The sequence below is a fragment of the Endoryza foliicola genome, from assembly GCF_050589245.1.
GTDB classification, from domain to species: domain Bacteria; phylum Bacteroidota; class Bacteroidia; order Chitinophagales; family Chitinophagaceae; genus Endoryza; species Endoryza foliicola.
Map to the genome: position 1 here is coordinate 313,678 of NZ_JBOBEW010000005.1, position 13,982 is coordinate 327,659.

Below are 13,982 nucleotides of genomic sequence, written 5' to 3' on the forward strand. Positions count from 1 at the left end.
ATTAACTAACTTTAATCCTCTCTAAACAGAGGATTTTTTTATGTCTATACAAAGCATTCATTTTAGTTGGCAAGTTTTCGAAAGTTTGGAACAAGTTCCTGCAAACCTTCAGCCCTTAATTATTCAGGCGCGCGAACAAACGAAGATATCATATGCGCCCTACTCTCATTTTCATGTAGGTGCAGTTGCCCTATTGAATAATGGGGAGATCATTAAAGGCACCAACCAAGAAAATGCTTCTTACCCAATTGGTATTTGTGCAGAGCGAACCTTATTGTCTGCAGCGGCAACAGTGTTCCCGGAAGTAGGAATTAAGGTGATGGCTATTTCCTATTTCAATCACCGCCCAAATGAACGTTCTGATACACCTATTTCGCCATGTGGAATGTGCCGCCAAGCGATGTTTGAGTTCGAAGAGCGCACTTCAACTCCAATTCAAATATTGCTCACAGGCCAAAGTGGGCAAATATATTTGATCAATCGCGCAGCTGATTTACTCCCATTGGCATTTTCGGGCGCTGTTCTGAAAGACTAAGACTGGTGGGCATGTTTCACAACTACTCTTCCCATGATTTCTCCTCGAAGAATTTTATCAATATAAATATCTGATAGCTCTTCTAAGCTAACTACTTTGGAAATTGCTTGAAACTTATCTGAGATATTCCATTCACCGGCAAGTAATTGCCACAACTGTTCTTTTGTTTCGTGAGGTGTTTCGGCAGAGCCTACGCCCAGTAAACTTACTCCATTGAGAATAAATGGGAAAACCGTTGTTTTCAATTCCGGCGACTGAACCAATCCGGTACTTACAACAACTCCTTCTAAGCCACAACCTTTTAAAAGTGTTGCCAACACATTTCCACCAACTGTGTCAAATGCACCGGCCCATTTTGGCTTTATTAAAGCTTTTCCGCTGCTATCATCTACAAAGCTCCTTGGGGCAATTTCTTTGGCTCCAAGAAAATGTAAGTATTCTGCCGCATTCTCTTTTCCACTAACGGCTTTCACAGCATAACCCAGTTTTGAGAGGAGCGCCACTGCCATGCTGCCAACGCCACCGGTAGACCCTGTTACAACAACAGTACCTTGATTAGGTGAAAATCCTAATGAGCGCATTTTGAAAAGGCCAATAGCAGCAGTTATGCCTGCTGTTCCCAAAACCATCGAGTCTTGTAAGCTCAATCCATTCGGATTGTGAACCACCCACTGAGCCGGAACACGAATGTATTCACCATAACCACCGGCTGTATTCATTCCGAGGTCATATCCGGTTACGATCACTTCATCTCCACTAATAAAATCGGAATGGGTACTCAATTCAACAATTCCTGCCGCATCGATACCTGGCGTATGAGGGTAAACTTTTGTGATTCCTTTATTACCGCTTGCGCTTAATGCATCTTTGTAATTCAATGAAGAATACAGTACCTTAATCAATACCTCGCCTTTAGGCAAGTCCTCCAAATTCCGCTCCTTAATTTCTCTTACGAATGCGGGTATGCTTCCTGCATTTTCTTGAATCATCAATGCTCTAAACTTCATATTAGAATAGGGTTTGAACTCCGTGAGTGAATTTTTGTTCGTGCTCTAACAACCACCGCTTTCGCCACAAACCTCCGGCATATCCCACCAAATCATTCTTCGATCCAATTACTCTGTGGCAGGGCACTACTATCGCTAGGTGATTTTTGCCGTTTGCTGAGGCTGCGGCTCGTATAACTTTTGTATCGCCTAATTGTTTCGCTAAGTCCAAATAACTAATGGTTTTACCGAATGGAATTTGAACTAAACGACTCCAAACCTCTTTTTGAAAAACGGTTCCATTTTGATCGAAAGGTGTTTCAAAAACCAATCGTCTTCCTGAAAAGTAAGCATCTAACTCTTTCAAAATCTGTTCCAAAACAACCGGATACTTTTCAGGAACTTTCGCTTCAGGAGGGTGCTCAATGCCATCAAGAAAGTTGATGCCATGTACAACATCGTCGTTGGCCTCTATGCATAAGTAGCCAATGGGTGTTTTGTAAAAATAGGTGTAGAGGGCTTCCATTCTAGTTTAGCCAATCTTCCATCCGTTTGCAACAGGTTGGTCGGGCTGCAATAAAACTACGTTTTTTTCTTCTGTGTACACTCCGAGTACCAAACACTCACTAATAAAATTTGCGATTTGTTTGGGTGGAAAATTTACAACGGCAATGATTTGTCGACCCACTAACGCTTCCCGATTATAAAAAAATGTAATCTGTGCAGAGGATCGCTTCAAGCCCAATTCCCCAAAATCTATTAACAATTGATAAGCGGGCTTTTTTGCTTTCGGAAATTCGTTAACTTCCAGAATCGTTCCAACTCGGATGTCGATTTTTTCAAAATCACTCCAGGTAATACTCATTCTTAAATTTATTATAACTGCAAATTATGAAACGTTCCGCAACTGCTATTTGGAAAGGTGCCGGTAAAGACGGCAAAGGTCATTTGACTACTCAAAGTAAAGTAATGGATGGACAAGCCTATGATTTTAAATCAAGGTTTGAAGATGGTACTTATACAAATCCTGAAGAACTGATCGCTGCAGCGCATGCCGGATGCTTTGCGATGAAGTTAAGTTTTGTATTGGGTGCAGCAGGATTCACAGCCGATGAATTAGATGCAACTGCTACAGTAACCTTAGATAATGGTGCGGTTACAAGTTCTGCACTTGTTCTAAAAGCTAAAATACCCGGAATTGATGAAGCGAAATTTCAAGAATGTGCTGCTGATGCAAAAGCAAATTGCCCTATCAGCAAACTCTTGAATGCCGAAATTTCACTCGACGCGAGTTTGATCTAACTATAAATTGCCATATGAATCAAAACAGAAGAAAGTTTCTTAGAAACACAGGCCTTGCCGCCGGTAGTTTTTTTATTGTTCCTCGACATGTGCTGGGCAGAGGCCATATCGCTCCAAGTGATAAGTTGAATATTGCCGGAATAGGTGCCGGAGGTAAGGCAGAAGTTAACCTTCCTTACGCTTGGAATAACGGTGCCGAAAATATTGTAGCGCTTTGTGATGTAGATGATCGTATGGCAGTAAATGCTCGGAAACGCTGGTCAAAAGCTCCTTATTACCGCGACTATCGTGAAATGCTCGACAAAGAACATAAAAACATTGACGCAGTAATTGTGACTACTCCCGATCATATGCACGCAGTTCAAGCGCTTGCAGCAATGCAGCTCGGCAAACATGTATATGTTGAAAAGCCACTGACCCACGATATTCATGAAGCCCGCATTCTTACACAAGCCGCAGAACGTTATAGAGTGGTAACCCAAATGGGAAATCAGGGTAGTAGTGGCGACGATACTCGCAAAGTAGAAACCTGGATCCAAGAAGGAGTTATTGGTGAAGTTACCAGAGTTCACGTTTGGACCAACAGACCAACTTGGCCGCAAGGTATCGACAAACCTCAGGGTAAATTTGATATTCCGAAAGAAGTAGATTGGGATCTTTGGTTAGGAACAGCTCCTTATCGCGACTTCAATCCAACCTACCTTCCTGCTATTTGGAGAGGATGGGTTGATTTTGGTACCGGATCTTTAGGTGATATGGGTTGCCACTTCATCGATGTCCCTTTCCGAGCTTTAAAACTCGGATACCCAACGGCTGTTGAATGCAGTGTTACAAGAACCTATACAGGCTTCTTCCAAGAAGTTTTTTACAATGATAGTTATCCGCTTTCTTCTAAAATTCACATTCAATTCCCGGCCCGTGATTCTATGCCGGCCGTAGAAATGATTTGGTACGATGGTGGCATTACTCCTTCTCGACCACCGGAATTATTACCTGATGAGGAATTAGGTGAATGGGATGGAGGTATCCTCTTTGAAGGAACCAAAGGAAAATTGATGGCAGGTTTGTTTGGAAGAAATCCAACTTTATTGCCTACTAGAAAAATGAAAGAGGTGAATTTGCCTGCTCCTAAACAAGCTTTGGTTCCCGGTGGTGTAGAGGGTCATCAAAAACAATGGACCGATGCTTGTAAAAAAGGATACGGTACGTTTACCAGTTCTCATTTTGGAATTGCAGGACCTTTGACAGAAACAGTTTTAATGGGAAATCTTGCAATCAGAAGCTTCAATTTCAAAGAAGGAGAGAAATTCAATGGCAGAAAAAAATTGCTGTGGGATGGACCAAACATGCGCATAACAAATTTTGATGCCGCTAATCAATTTGTGAAGCGTGAATATCGTGGAAATTATAAATTACAGTTCTAAAATCAACGATCTCAATACAAGTAACCAACAAACACACATTAATCAATGAAACAAAAAAAGCAAAACTCCAGAAGAACCTTTATCAGGAATTCTTCTTTAGCCGCAGCCGGTTTCTTTATCGTACCTCGACACGTACTCGGTCGTGGTTATGTTGCACCTAGTGACAAATTACGTTTGGCCGGAATCGGAGTAGGAGGGATGGGTGAATCTGGATTAAATGAATTCGCAAAACATTCAAAAGTGGCCATTACAGCGCTTTGTGATGTTAGTGATAAAGCAGCAGCAGGCTCTAGAAAAAAATGGGATAAAGCTGCGTATTACAAGGACTTCCGTGAAATGTTGGAGAAAGAAAAGAATAATATTGATGCTTGCTATATCGCCACCCCCGACAATACGCACGCCGTAGCCACTTTGGCTGCCATGCAACTCGGCAAGCACGTATACACACAAAAGCCACTTACCCACGATATTTATGAAGCGCGCATTCTTACAGAAGCGGCAAAGAAATATAAAGTTGTTACCCAAATGGGAAACCAGGGTGGAAGTGGCGACGGTGTGCGCAGAACAAAAGAATTGATTGACGCAGGAATGATTGGCGAAATTACGAAAGTAGAATGTTGGACAAACAGACCGGTTTGGCCGCAGGGTATTCCAACTCCTACCGGTAAATTTGATGTGCCCTCTGAATTGAATTGGGATCTATGGGTAGGACCGGCTAAATGGGTTGATTACAATCCTGCATACTTGCCTTTCAATTGGAGAGGTTGGTGGGCTTTCGGTACAGGTTCTTTGGGCGATATGGCTTGCCACATCATGGACCCTGTTTTCCGTTGTTTGCCAATTCTGTATCCTGAAAGTGTTGAAGCAAGTGTTGCCACTATTTGGAAAGAAATGTGGAATGATACTCCAAATGAAGATGCTTGCCCACCTTCAACTATCATCCATTTGAGTTATCCTAGAACCGATAATAAAGGAACCATTAAAGTGTCTTGGTACGATGGTGGATTACTACCCATTCGTCCGGATGAATTACTACCGGAAGAAAAATTCGGTAACTGGGATGGCGGTGTCCTTTTCATTGGAACAAAAGGTAAATTGTTAGCCGATTGTTACGGTGCCAATCCACGTTTATTGCCTACCGTGAAAATGAAGGAAACACTTCCTCCAATCACCATTCCTCGTGTAACAGAAGGTCACTACCATCAATGGATCAATGCTTGTATCGCTGGATATGGTAATGCTACTACTAGTTCACCTTTTGAATATGCAGGACCCTTCACAGAAAGCATTTTGATCGGCAATTTGGCGCTTAGAAGCTTTATGATGAAGAACCCCAAATTGAAAGGATGGGATGATAAGTATCTCGGAAGAAAGAAACTCTTGTGGGATGCGAAGAACATGAAGATTACCAACTTCGACGAAGCCAACCAATTTGTAAAACGCGATTACCGCGACGGCTGGTCTCTAACAATGTAGTCTTACTAATCTTTTCTATACGAAAGTCACGCCTTGGCGTGACTTTTTTTATGTAATGCTTATTACAGTTAAATTCAGTAGAAGATTGTTTCAAACAAAAAAGAGGTTGCCCTGTGACCAGCAACCTCTTCAAATAAACCCCTGCACTTAAAATTTATTCCGAGATCAATTTCGATAGCTGTTTCAATTCGTCAGCTTTGAATTGATGTTTCGGATTTTGAAAACATTTTTGGAAGGAATCCAATAAAATTTGAATAATGGCTCGATTGTTTAAGGCTTTGTAATAATTAGGATTAGGCGTGGCGTTGATTCGTTTTAGGTATTCCTCTACGTCTTTGTGAGTAAAAACATGCCCGCTCAAAGGATCAATAAAGAACTCTGCTTTGTATGTCGGTTCTTCATGATAATTTGTAAAATCATATTCTGTTTTATAATAGCCAAGAATAAATTGTCTCGGCAAATTAACAGCACGAATAGGCACATCTAATAATTCAGCTAAGATCAAATATAATATCCCATTTGAAATATTATTTCCTCTCTTCGTCTCCAATACCTTGTGAATCAGAAACTCATCTGTATTTTGATGATTCAGATCACTGCCTTTTAAGTTGAAATAGTTATAGATGATACTCGTAAGTACGTTCACTTGTTCAAGCGGCGTAAGATAACTGTTCAACTCTAGCCAAATATTCCTTCTAAGTTTTTCTACATCTTGAAAAACTTGTGCGGTCGACAGTTCCGGGTATTGAAAGCGCGCAACAAGCAATGCTCCGGTGAGAAGATCTTGGTAAGCATTCTTATTCCATTCTACCACATCGTCCCACAAATCACGATAATGAAGTTTGTGAATCAAGTTTTCAATACGCTCTTGCGTTTGTTCACTAACGGTATTTTCCCATAGATGTTCGAGGTTGGGGATGATACGAGTGCCGTAATCGATCAGGCGGGTAGATACTGCTCCGAACACTTCCTCATCAGGATCATCGAGTAAATGAAACAAAGCATGAATTTCCTTATTCTCTTCCATGGGATCTTGAATTTTCTACGTTGGTTGGTTTTCGAAGTGTAATTTCGGATATTGGAAAAAACTTAATCATATAATATTTTCCACATATCCACAATTTATTGATCCAGAACCTCTGTGCTGAGTGGCAAATGCCTATCAATAAATTGCTTCAACTCCTTTAATTGCTTGGTTTCCGAAACTACTCTATTCGGTAAAACGATCGCTTGAAGAGAATTAGTATATAGGTAAACGGCTTGTTTGGTATAACTAATTTTTTGTATGGCTTCCCACTTGTAGCTTGTTTCACTCAATCGATCCCGATCAACGATACCTGATTCACCGATGGTTAAAATGGTCTCGTCTTCAAAAAAGCTCGTCTTGTTTTCTTTCACCATTCGATCTACCTTTTTACGGATGGTGCGTTTAACCGAGAAGGGGGTTAAAAAAGCGTATAGCCCCGATATTAGGGCTATAACGATATAATAAAGAAAGTGGAGGTTAGAGATTTTATCAGCTAAGATCAAGTACATCACTTGAGCCGTTGTCATGAAAAACCATGCCCGAAACAAATAGTACAACCGAAACTTCCTTTTATCTGGGGAACTCCAGGCGGTATAATAGTTGTACGCTAGATACTCTTCCTGGGTTAATATGTACCGAAATTCAAACATCCCTATTTCTTCTTGGCGGCTTTCTTAGGCGCTGCTTTTTTAGCGGCAGCTTTCTTGGGTGCCGCTTTTTTCTTGGCATCTTTCTTAGTAAATGCTCCTGGCACTTGAGCTTCAATAATAGCTTTGATCACATCCAATTCAACATCCGCTAATTCTTCTGCAGTATATTTCGATTCATCAGCTTTTCTTCCCAACTTCAACATCTTCTTCTGGAATCGGATAAATGGACCCCATCTACCATTTTCAATTGAAATTTTCTCTTCCGGCCATTGCTTAATATATCGATTGCCTTCTTTTTCAATTTTAGCAGCGATCAACTCATCAATATCGGCCTTCGATAGATTCTCAAAATCAAATCTCTTTGGAACATTGATGAACATATCGTTCCACTTAATGAAAGGCCCAAAACGCCCTTTTCCTTTTGTTACCGGTAATCCATTATACAATGAAATAGGGGCATCCGCAGCTTGTTTCTCTTTGATCAACTCAATAGCACGATCCATTGTTACATCTAAAGGCTCTTCACCTTTAGGAATCGAAATAAACTGCTCGCCGTATTTTACGTATGGACCAAAACGACCAATATTCACACTTACTTCCTGAGAATTGTATTCACCCAGCGTTCTCGGTAGTTGGAACAATTGTAATGCATCTTCGAATTGAATCGTTTCAATACTCTGATCTTTTTTCAAAGCTGCAAAACGAGGCTTTTCTTCATCACTTACATCTCCAATTTGAACCATTGGGCCATAGCGTCCCATCCTTGCCACTATCTTCTTCCCGCTTGCCGGATCAATGCCTAACTCTCGTTCTCCCTTGATTCGTTCTGCTGTTTCAATGGTATTGTCTACGTCTTTTTTGAAAGGAACATAAAACTCGTCAATCATATTGTTCCACTTCATTTTGCCTTCAGCCACAAGGTCAAACTCTCCCTCAATTCTGGCCGTGAAGCCATAGTCCATGATATCATCAAAGTACTGTTTCAAGAAGTCCGTAACAACCAATCCCAAATCACTTGGGAAAAGCTTCGATTTCTCAGCTCCCGTATTCTCTGACAGCACTTGTTTGGCAATCTTATCATTGGTCAACGTCAAAACTCTGTATTCACGTTTAACCCCTTCTTTGTCTCTTTTTTCAATATAACCACGCTTCAAAATTGTAGAAATAGTAGGAGCGTAAGTAGAAGGTCGACCAATACCTAATTCTTCCAATTTCTTCACCAGCGATGCTTCTGTGTAACGAGGCTGAGGTCTTGAAAAACGTTCAGTAGCAACCAATTCCTTTAGAGGAACTTGCTGACCCACACTCAAAGGAGGCAACATGCCTTCGTTATCTTCATTTTCATCTACCTCGTCTTCATCTCTGTCTTCTCTGTATACTTTCAAAAACCCTTCAAATTTCAATACTTCACCGGTAGCACTGAGTTCTTCGTTATTAGTTGAAATACTAATTTTTGCAGTCGTTTTTTCTAATTCAGCGTCCGACATCTGACATGCCATCGTACGCTTCCAAATCAATTCGTACAAACGCTTGCAATCGGCATCGTCTACCGTAGTTTCTTCCATATAAGTAGGACGAATGGCCTCGTGCGCTTCCTGTGCACTTTCGTTTTTATTCTTAAACTTTCTGAATTGATGGTATTCTTCACCGTACATGCCTTTTACTGTGTTGGTGATGTCACCCAAAGCAGTATCACTTAAGTTCACACTGTCGGTACGCATATACGTGATCTTACCACTTTCATATAACTTTTGAGCTAATAACATGGTTCTACTCACGCCATAGCCGAGTTTTCTACTAGCTTCTTGTTGTAATGTTGATGTGGTAAAAGGTGGAGCAGGAGAGCGTTTCCCCGGACGAACTTGAATATCGGTGACTTTATAATTGGCACCTACACAAGACTGTAAGAAACTTTGTGCATCACCTTCATTTGTGTATTTTTTACCTTCTGCTTTGAATGTAACAGATCGACCGGAAACATCTTTCGCAGTAAATAATCCGTCAATCTTGAATGTACTCACCGATTGAAAGGCATTGATTTCGCGTTCTCTTTCAGCAATAATCCGAACCGCTACGCTTTGAACACGACCCGCACTCAAGTTGTTGCGCATGCTCATTTTACGCCATAAAACCGGACTTAATTCAAAACCTACAATTCTATCTAATATACGTCTGGCTTGCTGTGCATTTACCAGATCCATATTTACTGTTCTGGGATTCTCAACCGCTTTTTTAATGGCCGGTTTTGTAATCTCGTGGAAAACAATTCGTTTGGTTGTTCTAGGATCCAAACCCAACACTTCACACAAATGCCAACTAATGGCTTCCCCTTCACGATCCTCATCCGTTGCCAACCAAACTTCTTCCGATTTCTTGGCAAGACTTTTTAAATCTCTTACAACACGTTCCTTTTCGTCCGGGATAATATATCGAGGTTGATATTTATTCTTAACATCAATGCCCATTTCGTCTTTTTCCAAATCCCGGATATGTCCAAAACAACTCTTCACTTCAAAATCCTTCCCTAGGATTTTTTCGATGGTTTTGGCCTTCGCAGGAGACTCCACTATCAATAAATTCTTAGCCATACTTTAGAATTACAACGGTTTTTATAGGCCTGTTGGCGTGCAATTTTAGTGTATAACGGTGAAATCAACAAATTGGTGCCCGATAACATTTGTAAATAACAATACCTAATTTGCCTGTTTTTCAATATTTTACGCAAACTTAAACTTATTTTTAAACGCCTCAGCCGCGCCAAACTCCCTTTTTGCACTTTTAAGGGTAACTTTAGAAACAGTTTTAATAGATCTTATGCCGGGCCCCTACAAACTTTATACACTTGGTGATGCCGCTCTTACTATTGAAGTAGGAACGGATTTTAGCGTGGGCCAATTACAAGAAATTATTCATTTGAAAAACCGACTATTGGATGCACAACTAGTTGGTATTAAAGAAATTATATCGGCATATAATAGCTTGACCCTGTATATAGACGCCTATCAAATTTACAAGCAGCCTAATTTCCAAGGCTCACCTATTGAATGGATACAATTGCAAATCAGAAGTATCCTCGATCATCCTTGTTCAAATAAAGATGTACCGGGTAGTTTGCATCAGATTCCGGTTTGTTATCATGAGAGCTTGGGAACAGATCTACAAAGGCTTGCTGAAAAGAAAAATCTACCCATCCCTAAACTAATCGACTTGCATTCTGCGGCTGTATATAATATATATATGATCGGGTTTACACCTGGTTTTGCCTACATGGGAACGGTATCGGGTGATTTGTTTACAAAGAGAAAAGACAGACCCGAAAACATTGAAGCCGGATCAGTAGCTGTTGCCGGGTGGCAAACCGGTATCTATCCTTTTAAAAGTCCGGGTGGCTGGCATGTTCTGGGAAGAACTCCCATAACCATTTTTGATCCTACAAAAACGTATCCCGTTTTTTGGAAACCTGGAGATCAGGTAAAGTTTGTTCCAATAAGTTTAGAAGAATATCATCACTTGAATTCCTTAAAGCATGTCGATACTCATCATTAAACCAGGAATACTCGACAGTTTTCAAGATCTGGGCCGATTCGGCTATAGCCACTGGGGTATTAATCCCGGTGGAGCTGCCGATCCAATCGCATTTCAACTCGCCAATGCCTTAGTTGGAAACCCGCAGGAAGCGGCCGTCTTAGAGTGCCATTTTCCGGCTCCCCAAATATTAATTGAAAAAGATTGTTTGATCAGCATTACAGGGGCAAATTTTACCCCAAATGTTGACGGTACTCCCATTTCAATGAACAAACCCGTTTTTTTGAGAGCAAGGCAGGTATTACATTTCGAATCGCCGGTTTTTGGAGCTCGCACCTATGTTGCAGTACATGGGGGCTTTAAACTCGAAAAATGGTTGGATAGTTATTCCACTTTGTTGAAAGCCAAAGTTGGAGGCTTTCAAGGAAGATCACTTGTAAAAATGGATCGAATAGAGTTTAAAGAATCGGTACTCAATTGTCCTGAAATGGATTGCCATCATCCAATCAAAGAGTTAGCATGGAAAGTGGATGATGTATCTTTTTATAAAGAATCAAATGTACTATCAATAGTTGCGGGAAAGGAAGCAAACAAAGTCTTGGACTTTCAAACTAAAATTTCGCAACCTTATAAAATAAAAACGAATTCTGATCGAATGGCCCTTAATTTGGAAGGAGATGCCTTACAATTGACTGAACCAGTGGAAATGCTTTCCACCGGTGTTCAGCGTGGCACGCTGCAACTTTTACCAAATGGGGCCTTACTCATATTGAATGCCGATCATCAAACAACAGGTGGCTATCCGCGCGTTGGCCATGTAATAAAGGCTCACTGGAATAAACTTGGGCAAATAACTCCTAGATCAACTTTGCACTTCAAGTTGGTTTCACTTTATGAAGCAGAAAATAGTTACATTGAACAACAAAAGGAACTAAAGGGGATTGTAGATCAATGCATAGAACGTATCAATCAATGGATAAAAAAGTAATCGATATCAACTGCGATATGGGAGAGTCCACTCATTTGTGGAACTACTCATTGGAGCAAGATCTTCGACTGTTGGATTATGTAAGTTCCATAAATCTAGCCTGTGGCGCACATGCAGGTGATCCAATTGTAGCATCAACTATTATAGAATCGGCTTATCATAAAAACCTTGCAATAGGAGCACACCCTTCTTTTTTCGATCGTGAAAATTTCGGTAGATCTAATTGTGCGCCTGCCCCCAATCAATTGTTTCAGGAACTGATTTTTCAAATTGCAGGCTTAAAAGCGTTGGTGAATTGGAGTGGTGCAATTTTGCATCATGTAAAACCTCATGGGGCACTTTACAACATGGCAGCTAACGATAAGATATTAGCTGGAGTAATCATCGATGCTGTAAAAGAAGTTGCTCCGGAAGCTCAATTGTATTGTCTTTCAGGGTCGGGAATGGCAATATGGGCAAGAGAGGCAGGTATTCAAGTTAGATCAGAATGCTTTTCTGATCGAACGTATCAAATCGATGGAACACTCACGTCTAGAAAAAGCCCAAATGCGCTTATTGAAAACAAAGAAGAGATGCTAAAACAGGTTGCCCGATTGGCCACTACCGGTACCGTTGTGTGTGTTGATGGATCACAAATTGCACTGCCGGTTGATACTATTTGCATTCATGGAGATGGCAAATTTGCTTTGGATTATGCAATAGCAATAAAGAAAGATTTGACCGAACATGGCATTGCAATTCAATGGAACTAGAAATAAAATCCAACAGATGAAATTATTCAAGTCTTCTGCTTTTCTAGGTGCTGCGTTTTTAATGGCAACATCAGCAATAGGCCCAGGTTTTATTACACAAACAACTGTATTTACGCAGCAACTCACTACAAGTTTTGGGTTCGTTATTCTAATGTCGATTCTATTAGATATTGCCGCACAAATGAATATTTGGCGGATCATTACGATCGCTGAAAAGCCAGCACCTTTCATCGCAAACGATGTTTTCAAAGGTTCAGGATATGTTTTAACTGTATTAGTGATGTTTGGCGGCCTTGCCTTCAATATTGGAAATATTGCAGGAGCAGGTTTGGGGATCAATGTATTAACCAGTATCGACAGTGATTTAGCCCATCCAACTTTTGGTGTGTTGATTAGCATGGTAATTGCCTTGATTGTTTTTTGGGTAAAAGAAATTGGTAAAGCAATTGATTGGTTTTCCAAAATAATGGGATTGCTCATGATCGTTTTAACGGCATGGATTGCCAAGAAGAGCAACCCTCCCGTATTTGAAGCAATTAAACACAGTGTTTTTCCGGATGCAATTGATGCAAGGGCGATCATTACTTTAGTAGGGGGCACGGTTGGTGGTTATATAAGCTTCGCTGGTGCACACAGACTTTTAGATGCCGGCATCAAAGGAACAGATTCAATAAAACAAGTTACCAATGCAAGTATTAAAGGAATTGCATTGGCTGGCGTCATGCGCATTCTATTGTTCCTTGCTGCCTTGGGGGTGGTAAGTCATGGAGTTGTCTTAAGCGCTGCTAATCCAGCTGCAAGCGTATTTCAATCGGCGGCAGGCTCTTTAGGTCAGTTCTTTTTCGGTTTGGTACTTTGGGCCGCTGCAATTACCTCTGTTGTAGGAGCAGCTTACACTTCTGTTAGTTTTCTAAAAGTGATTCACCCATTCAGCTTAAAGCAAGAACGGGTGCTTATCAGTACTTTTATAGTGTTCTCGACTGGGATTTTTCTACTCATTGGTCAACCCGTGCGCGTACTTGTGGCAGTTGGAGCCCTCAATGGGGTGATTCTTCCTTTTGCATTGGCTTTAATGCTTCTGGCAGCCAATAAGAAGAACTATTTGCAACATTACCAACACCCCCGCTGGCTGTCGGTTATTGGCTGGTTGGTAGTGGCGGTTATGACTTGGCTCTCCATTCTTTTGTTCATATCTGAAATTCCCAAACTTTGGAGGTAACCTCCACTCGATCTTAAACATATCCCATTTTTCATTTTGTGAAAGGATTCACAGTTCTTTTACACTTTATTTCTTTTTTTTGTGTTGTTCTTACTCCA

At 40.8% G+C, this 13,982-nt stretch carries 14 protein-coding genes; 8 read left to right on the plus strand and 6 right to left on the minus strand.

Going from position 1 to position 13,982, the window contains the following annotated elements:
* Window positions 1–40: 40 nt before the first annotated feature.
* A complete protein-coding gene (locus ACQ2HE_RS13625; RefSeq protein WP_430895949.1) occupies window positions 41–535 on the plus strand; it encodes a cytidine deaminase in 495 nt (164 codons plus the stop codon).
* On the opposite strand, the gene ACQ2HE_RS13630 is transcribed toward ACQ2HE_RS13625, so the two are convergent.
* Genes ACQ2HE_RS13630 through ACQ2HE_RS13640 form a run of 3 tightly spaced genes read right to left on the minus strand, consistent with a single transcriptional unit; the run spans window position 532 to window position 2,386 of the window.
* Entirely contained in the window at window positions 532–1,542 is a 1,011-nt protein-coding gene (locus ACQ2HE_RS13630; RefSeq protein WP_430895947.1) for a YhdH/YhfP family quinone oxidoreductase, read from the minus strand. The genes ACQ2HE_RS13625 and ACQ2HE_RS13630 overlap by 4 nt on opposite strands.
* A 1-nt stretch (window position 1,543) precedes the next feature.
* The gene (locus ACQ2HE_RS13635; protein WP_430895945.1) at window positions 1,544–2,047 is read right to left on the minus strand and encodes a methylated-DNA--[protein]-cysteine S-methyltransferase; all 504 of its coding nucleotides are present in this window, start codon (window positions 2,045–2,047) and stop codon (window positions 1,544–1,546) included.
* A 6-nt stretch (window positions 2,048–2,053) separates the two neighbouring features.
* Complete coding sequence (locus tag ACQ2HE_RS13640; protein WP_430895943.1) at window positions 2,054–2,386, minus strand: tRNA-binding protein; 333 nt, start codon at window positions 2,384–2,386, stop codon at window positions 2,054–2,056.
* A 26-nt stretch (window positions 2,387–2,412) separates the two neighbouring features.
* Between ACQ2HE_RS13640 and ACQ2HE_RS13645 the strand changes: the two genes are divergently transcribed.
* Genes ACQ2HE_RS13645 through ACQ2HE_RS13655 form a run of 3 tightly spaced genes read left to right on the plus strand, consistent with a single transcriptional unit; the run spans window position 2,413 to window position 5,723 of the window.
* Window positions 2,413–2,823 carry an OsmC family protein gene (locus ACQ2HE_RS13645; protein WP_430895941.1) on the plus strand — a complete coding sequence of 137 codons (411 nt, stop codon included), beginning with the start codon at window positions 2,413–2,415 and terminating at the stop codon, window positions 2,821–2,823.
* Window positions 2,824–2,837: 14 nt separating this feature from the next.
* Window positions 2,838–4,247, plus strand: coding sequence for a Gfo/Idh/MocA family protein (locus ACQ2HE_RS13650; RefSeq protein ID WP_430895939.1), 1,410 nt, complete (start codon window positions 2,838–2,840; stop codon window positions 4,245–4,247).
* A 45-nt stretch (window positions 4,248–4,292) separates the two neighbouring features.
* On the plus strand, window positions 4,293–5,723 hold the full coding sequence (locus ACQ2HE_RS13655; protein ID WP_430895937.1) for a Gfo/Idh/MocA family protein: 1,431 nt from the start codon (window positions 4,293–4,295) through the stop codon (window positions 5,721–5,723).
* A gap of 154 nt (window positions 5,724–5,877) precedes the next feature.
* Here the strand turns inward: ACQ2HE_RS13655 and ACQ2HE_RS13660 are convergent, their stop codons facing one another.
* From ACQ2HE_RS13660 to topA, 3 genes are all read right to left on the minus strand, one after another.
* Window positions 5,878–6,750, minus strand: a complete 873-nt coding sequence (locus ACQ2HE_RS13660) for a transglutaminase-like domain-containing protein (RefSeq protein ID WP_430895935.1) — start codon at window positions 6,748–6,750, stop codon at window positions 5,878–5,880.
* A gap of 95 nt (window positions 6,751–6,845) precedes the next feature.
* Window positions 6,846–7,277 carry a YcxB family protein gene (locus ACQ2HE_RS13665; protein ID WP_430895933.1) on the minus strand — a complete coding sequence of 144 codons (432 nt, stop codon included), beginning with the start codon at window positions 7,275–7,277 and terminating at the stop codon, window positions 6,846–6,848.
* Window positions 7,278–7,402: 125 nt separating this feature from the next.
* Window positions 7,403–9,988, minus strand: a complete 2,586-nt coding sequence (gene topA, locus ACQ2HE_RS13670) for a type I DNA topoisomerase (RefSeq protein ID WP_430895931.1) — start codon at window positions 9,986–9,988, stop codon at window positions 7,403–7,405.
* Between the two features lie 226 nt (window positions 9,989–10,214).
* Between topA and pxpB the strand changes: the two genes are divergently transcribed.
* Genes pxpB through ACQ2HE_RS13690 form a run of 4 tightly spaced genes read left to right on the plus strand, consistent with a single transcriptional unit; the run spans window position 10,215 to window position 13,884 of the window.
* A complete protein-coding gene (gene pxpB / locus ACQ2HE_RS13675) occupies window positions 10,215–10,946 on the plus strand; it encodes a 5-oxoprolinase subunit PxpB (RefSeq protein WP_430895929.1) in 732 nt (243 codons plus the stop codon).
* Window positions 10,927–11,913 carry a 5-oxoprolinase subunit C family protein gene (locus ACQ2HE_RS13680; protein ID WP_430895927.1) on the plus strand — a complete coding sequence of 329 codons (987 nt, stop codon included), beginning with the start codon at window positions 10,927–10,929 and terminating at the stop codon, window positions 11,911–11,913. The genes pxpB and ACQ2HE_RS13680 overlap by 20 nt, the downstream gene beginning before the upstream one ends.
* Entirely contained in the window at window positions 11,898–12,665 is a 768-nt protein-coding gene (locus ACQ2HE_RS13685; protein WP_430895925.1) for a 5-oxoprolinase subunit PxpA, read from the plus strand. The genes ACQ2HE_RS13680 and ACQ2HE_RS13685 overlap by 16 nt, the downstream gene beginning before the upstream one ends.
* 16 nt (window positions 12,666–12,681) lie before the next feature.
* Window positions 12,682–13,884 (plus strand): NRAMP family divalent metal transporter, encoded by a 1,203-nt coding sequence (locus ACQ2HE_RS13690; protein ID WP_430895923.1) that lies wholly within the window; start codon window positions 12,682–12,684, stop codon window positions 13,882–13,884.
* The last annotated feature ends 98 nt before the right edge of the window (window positions 13,885–13,982 follow it).

Excerpts from the sequence above, each read along its gene's own strand:
- ACQ2HE_RS13625 (WP_430895949.1), top strand. The coding sequence starts at position 41 with ATGTCTATACAAAGCATTCATTTTAGTTGGCAAGTTTTCGAAAGTTTG.
- ACQ2HE_RS13630 (WP_430895947.1), bottom strand. The coding sequence starts at position 1,542 with ATGAAGTTTAGAGCATTGATGATTCAAGAAAATGCAGGAAGCATACCC.
- ACQ2HE_RS13635 (WP_430895945.1), bottom strand. The coding sequence starts at position 2,047 with ATGGAAGCCCTCTACACCTATTTTTACAAAACACCCATTGGCTACTTA.
- ACQ2HE_RS13640 (WP_430895943.1), bottom strand. The coding sequence starts at position 2,386 with ATGAGTATTACCTGGAGTGATTTTGAAAAAATCGACATCCGAGTTGGA.
- ACQ2HE_RS13645 (WP_430895941.1), top strand. The coding sequence starts at position 2,413 with ATGAAACGTTCCGCAACTGCTATTTGGAAAGGTGCCGGTAAAGACGGC.
- ACQ2HE_RS13650 (WP_430895939.1), top strand. The coding sequence starts at position 2,838 with ATGAATCAAAACAGAAGAAAGTTTCTTAGAAACACAGGCCTTGCCGCC.
- ACQ2HE_RS13655 (WP_430895937.1), top strand. The coding sequence starts at position 4,293 with ATGAAACAAAAAAAGCAAAACTCCAGAAGAACCTTTATCAGGAATTCT.
- ACQ2HE_RS13660 (WP_430895935.1), bottom strand. The coding sequence starts at position 6,750 with ATGGAAGAGAATAAGGAAATTCATGCTTTGTTTCATTTACTCGATGAT.
- ACQ2HE_RS13665 (WP_430895933.1), bottom strand. The coding sequence starts at position 7,277 with ATGACAACGGCTCAAGTGATGTACTTGATCTTAGCTGATAAAATCTCT.
- topA (WP_430895931.1), bottom strand. The coding sequence starts at position 9,988 with ATGGCTAAGAATTTATTGATAGTGGAGTCTCCTGCGAAGGCCAAAACC.
- pxpB (WP_430895929.1), top strand. The coding sequence starts at position 10,215 with ATGCCGGGCCCCTACAAACTTTATACACTTGGTGATGCCGCTCTTACT.
- ACQ2HE_RS13680 (WP_430895927.1), top strand. The coding sequence starts at position 10,927 with ATGTCGATACTCATCATTAAACCAGGAATACTCGACAGTTTTCAAGAT.
- ACQ2HE_RS13685 (WP_430895925.1), top strand. The coding sequence starts at position 11,898 with ATGGATAAAAAAGTAATCGATATCAACTGCGATATGGGAGAGTCCACT.
- ACQ2HE_RS13690 (WP_430895923.1), top strand. The coding sequence starts at position 12,682 with ATGAAATTATTCAAGTCTTCTGCTTTTCTAGGTGCTGCGTTTTTAATG.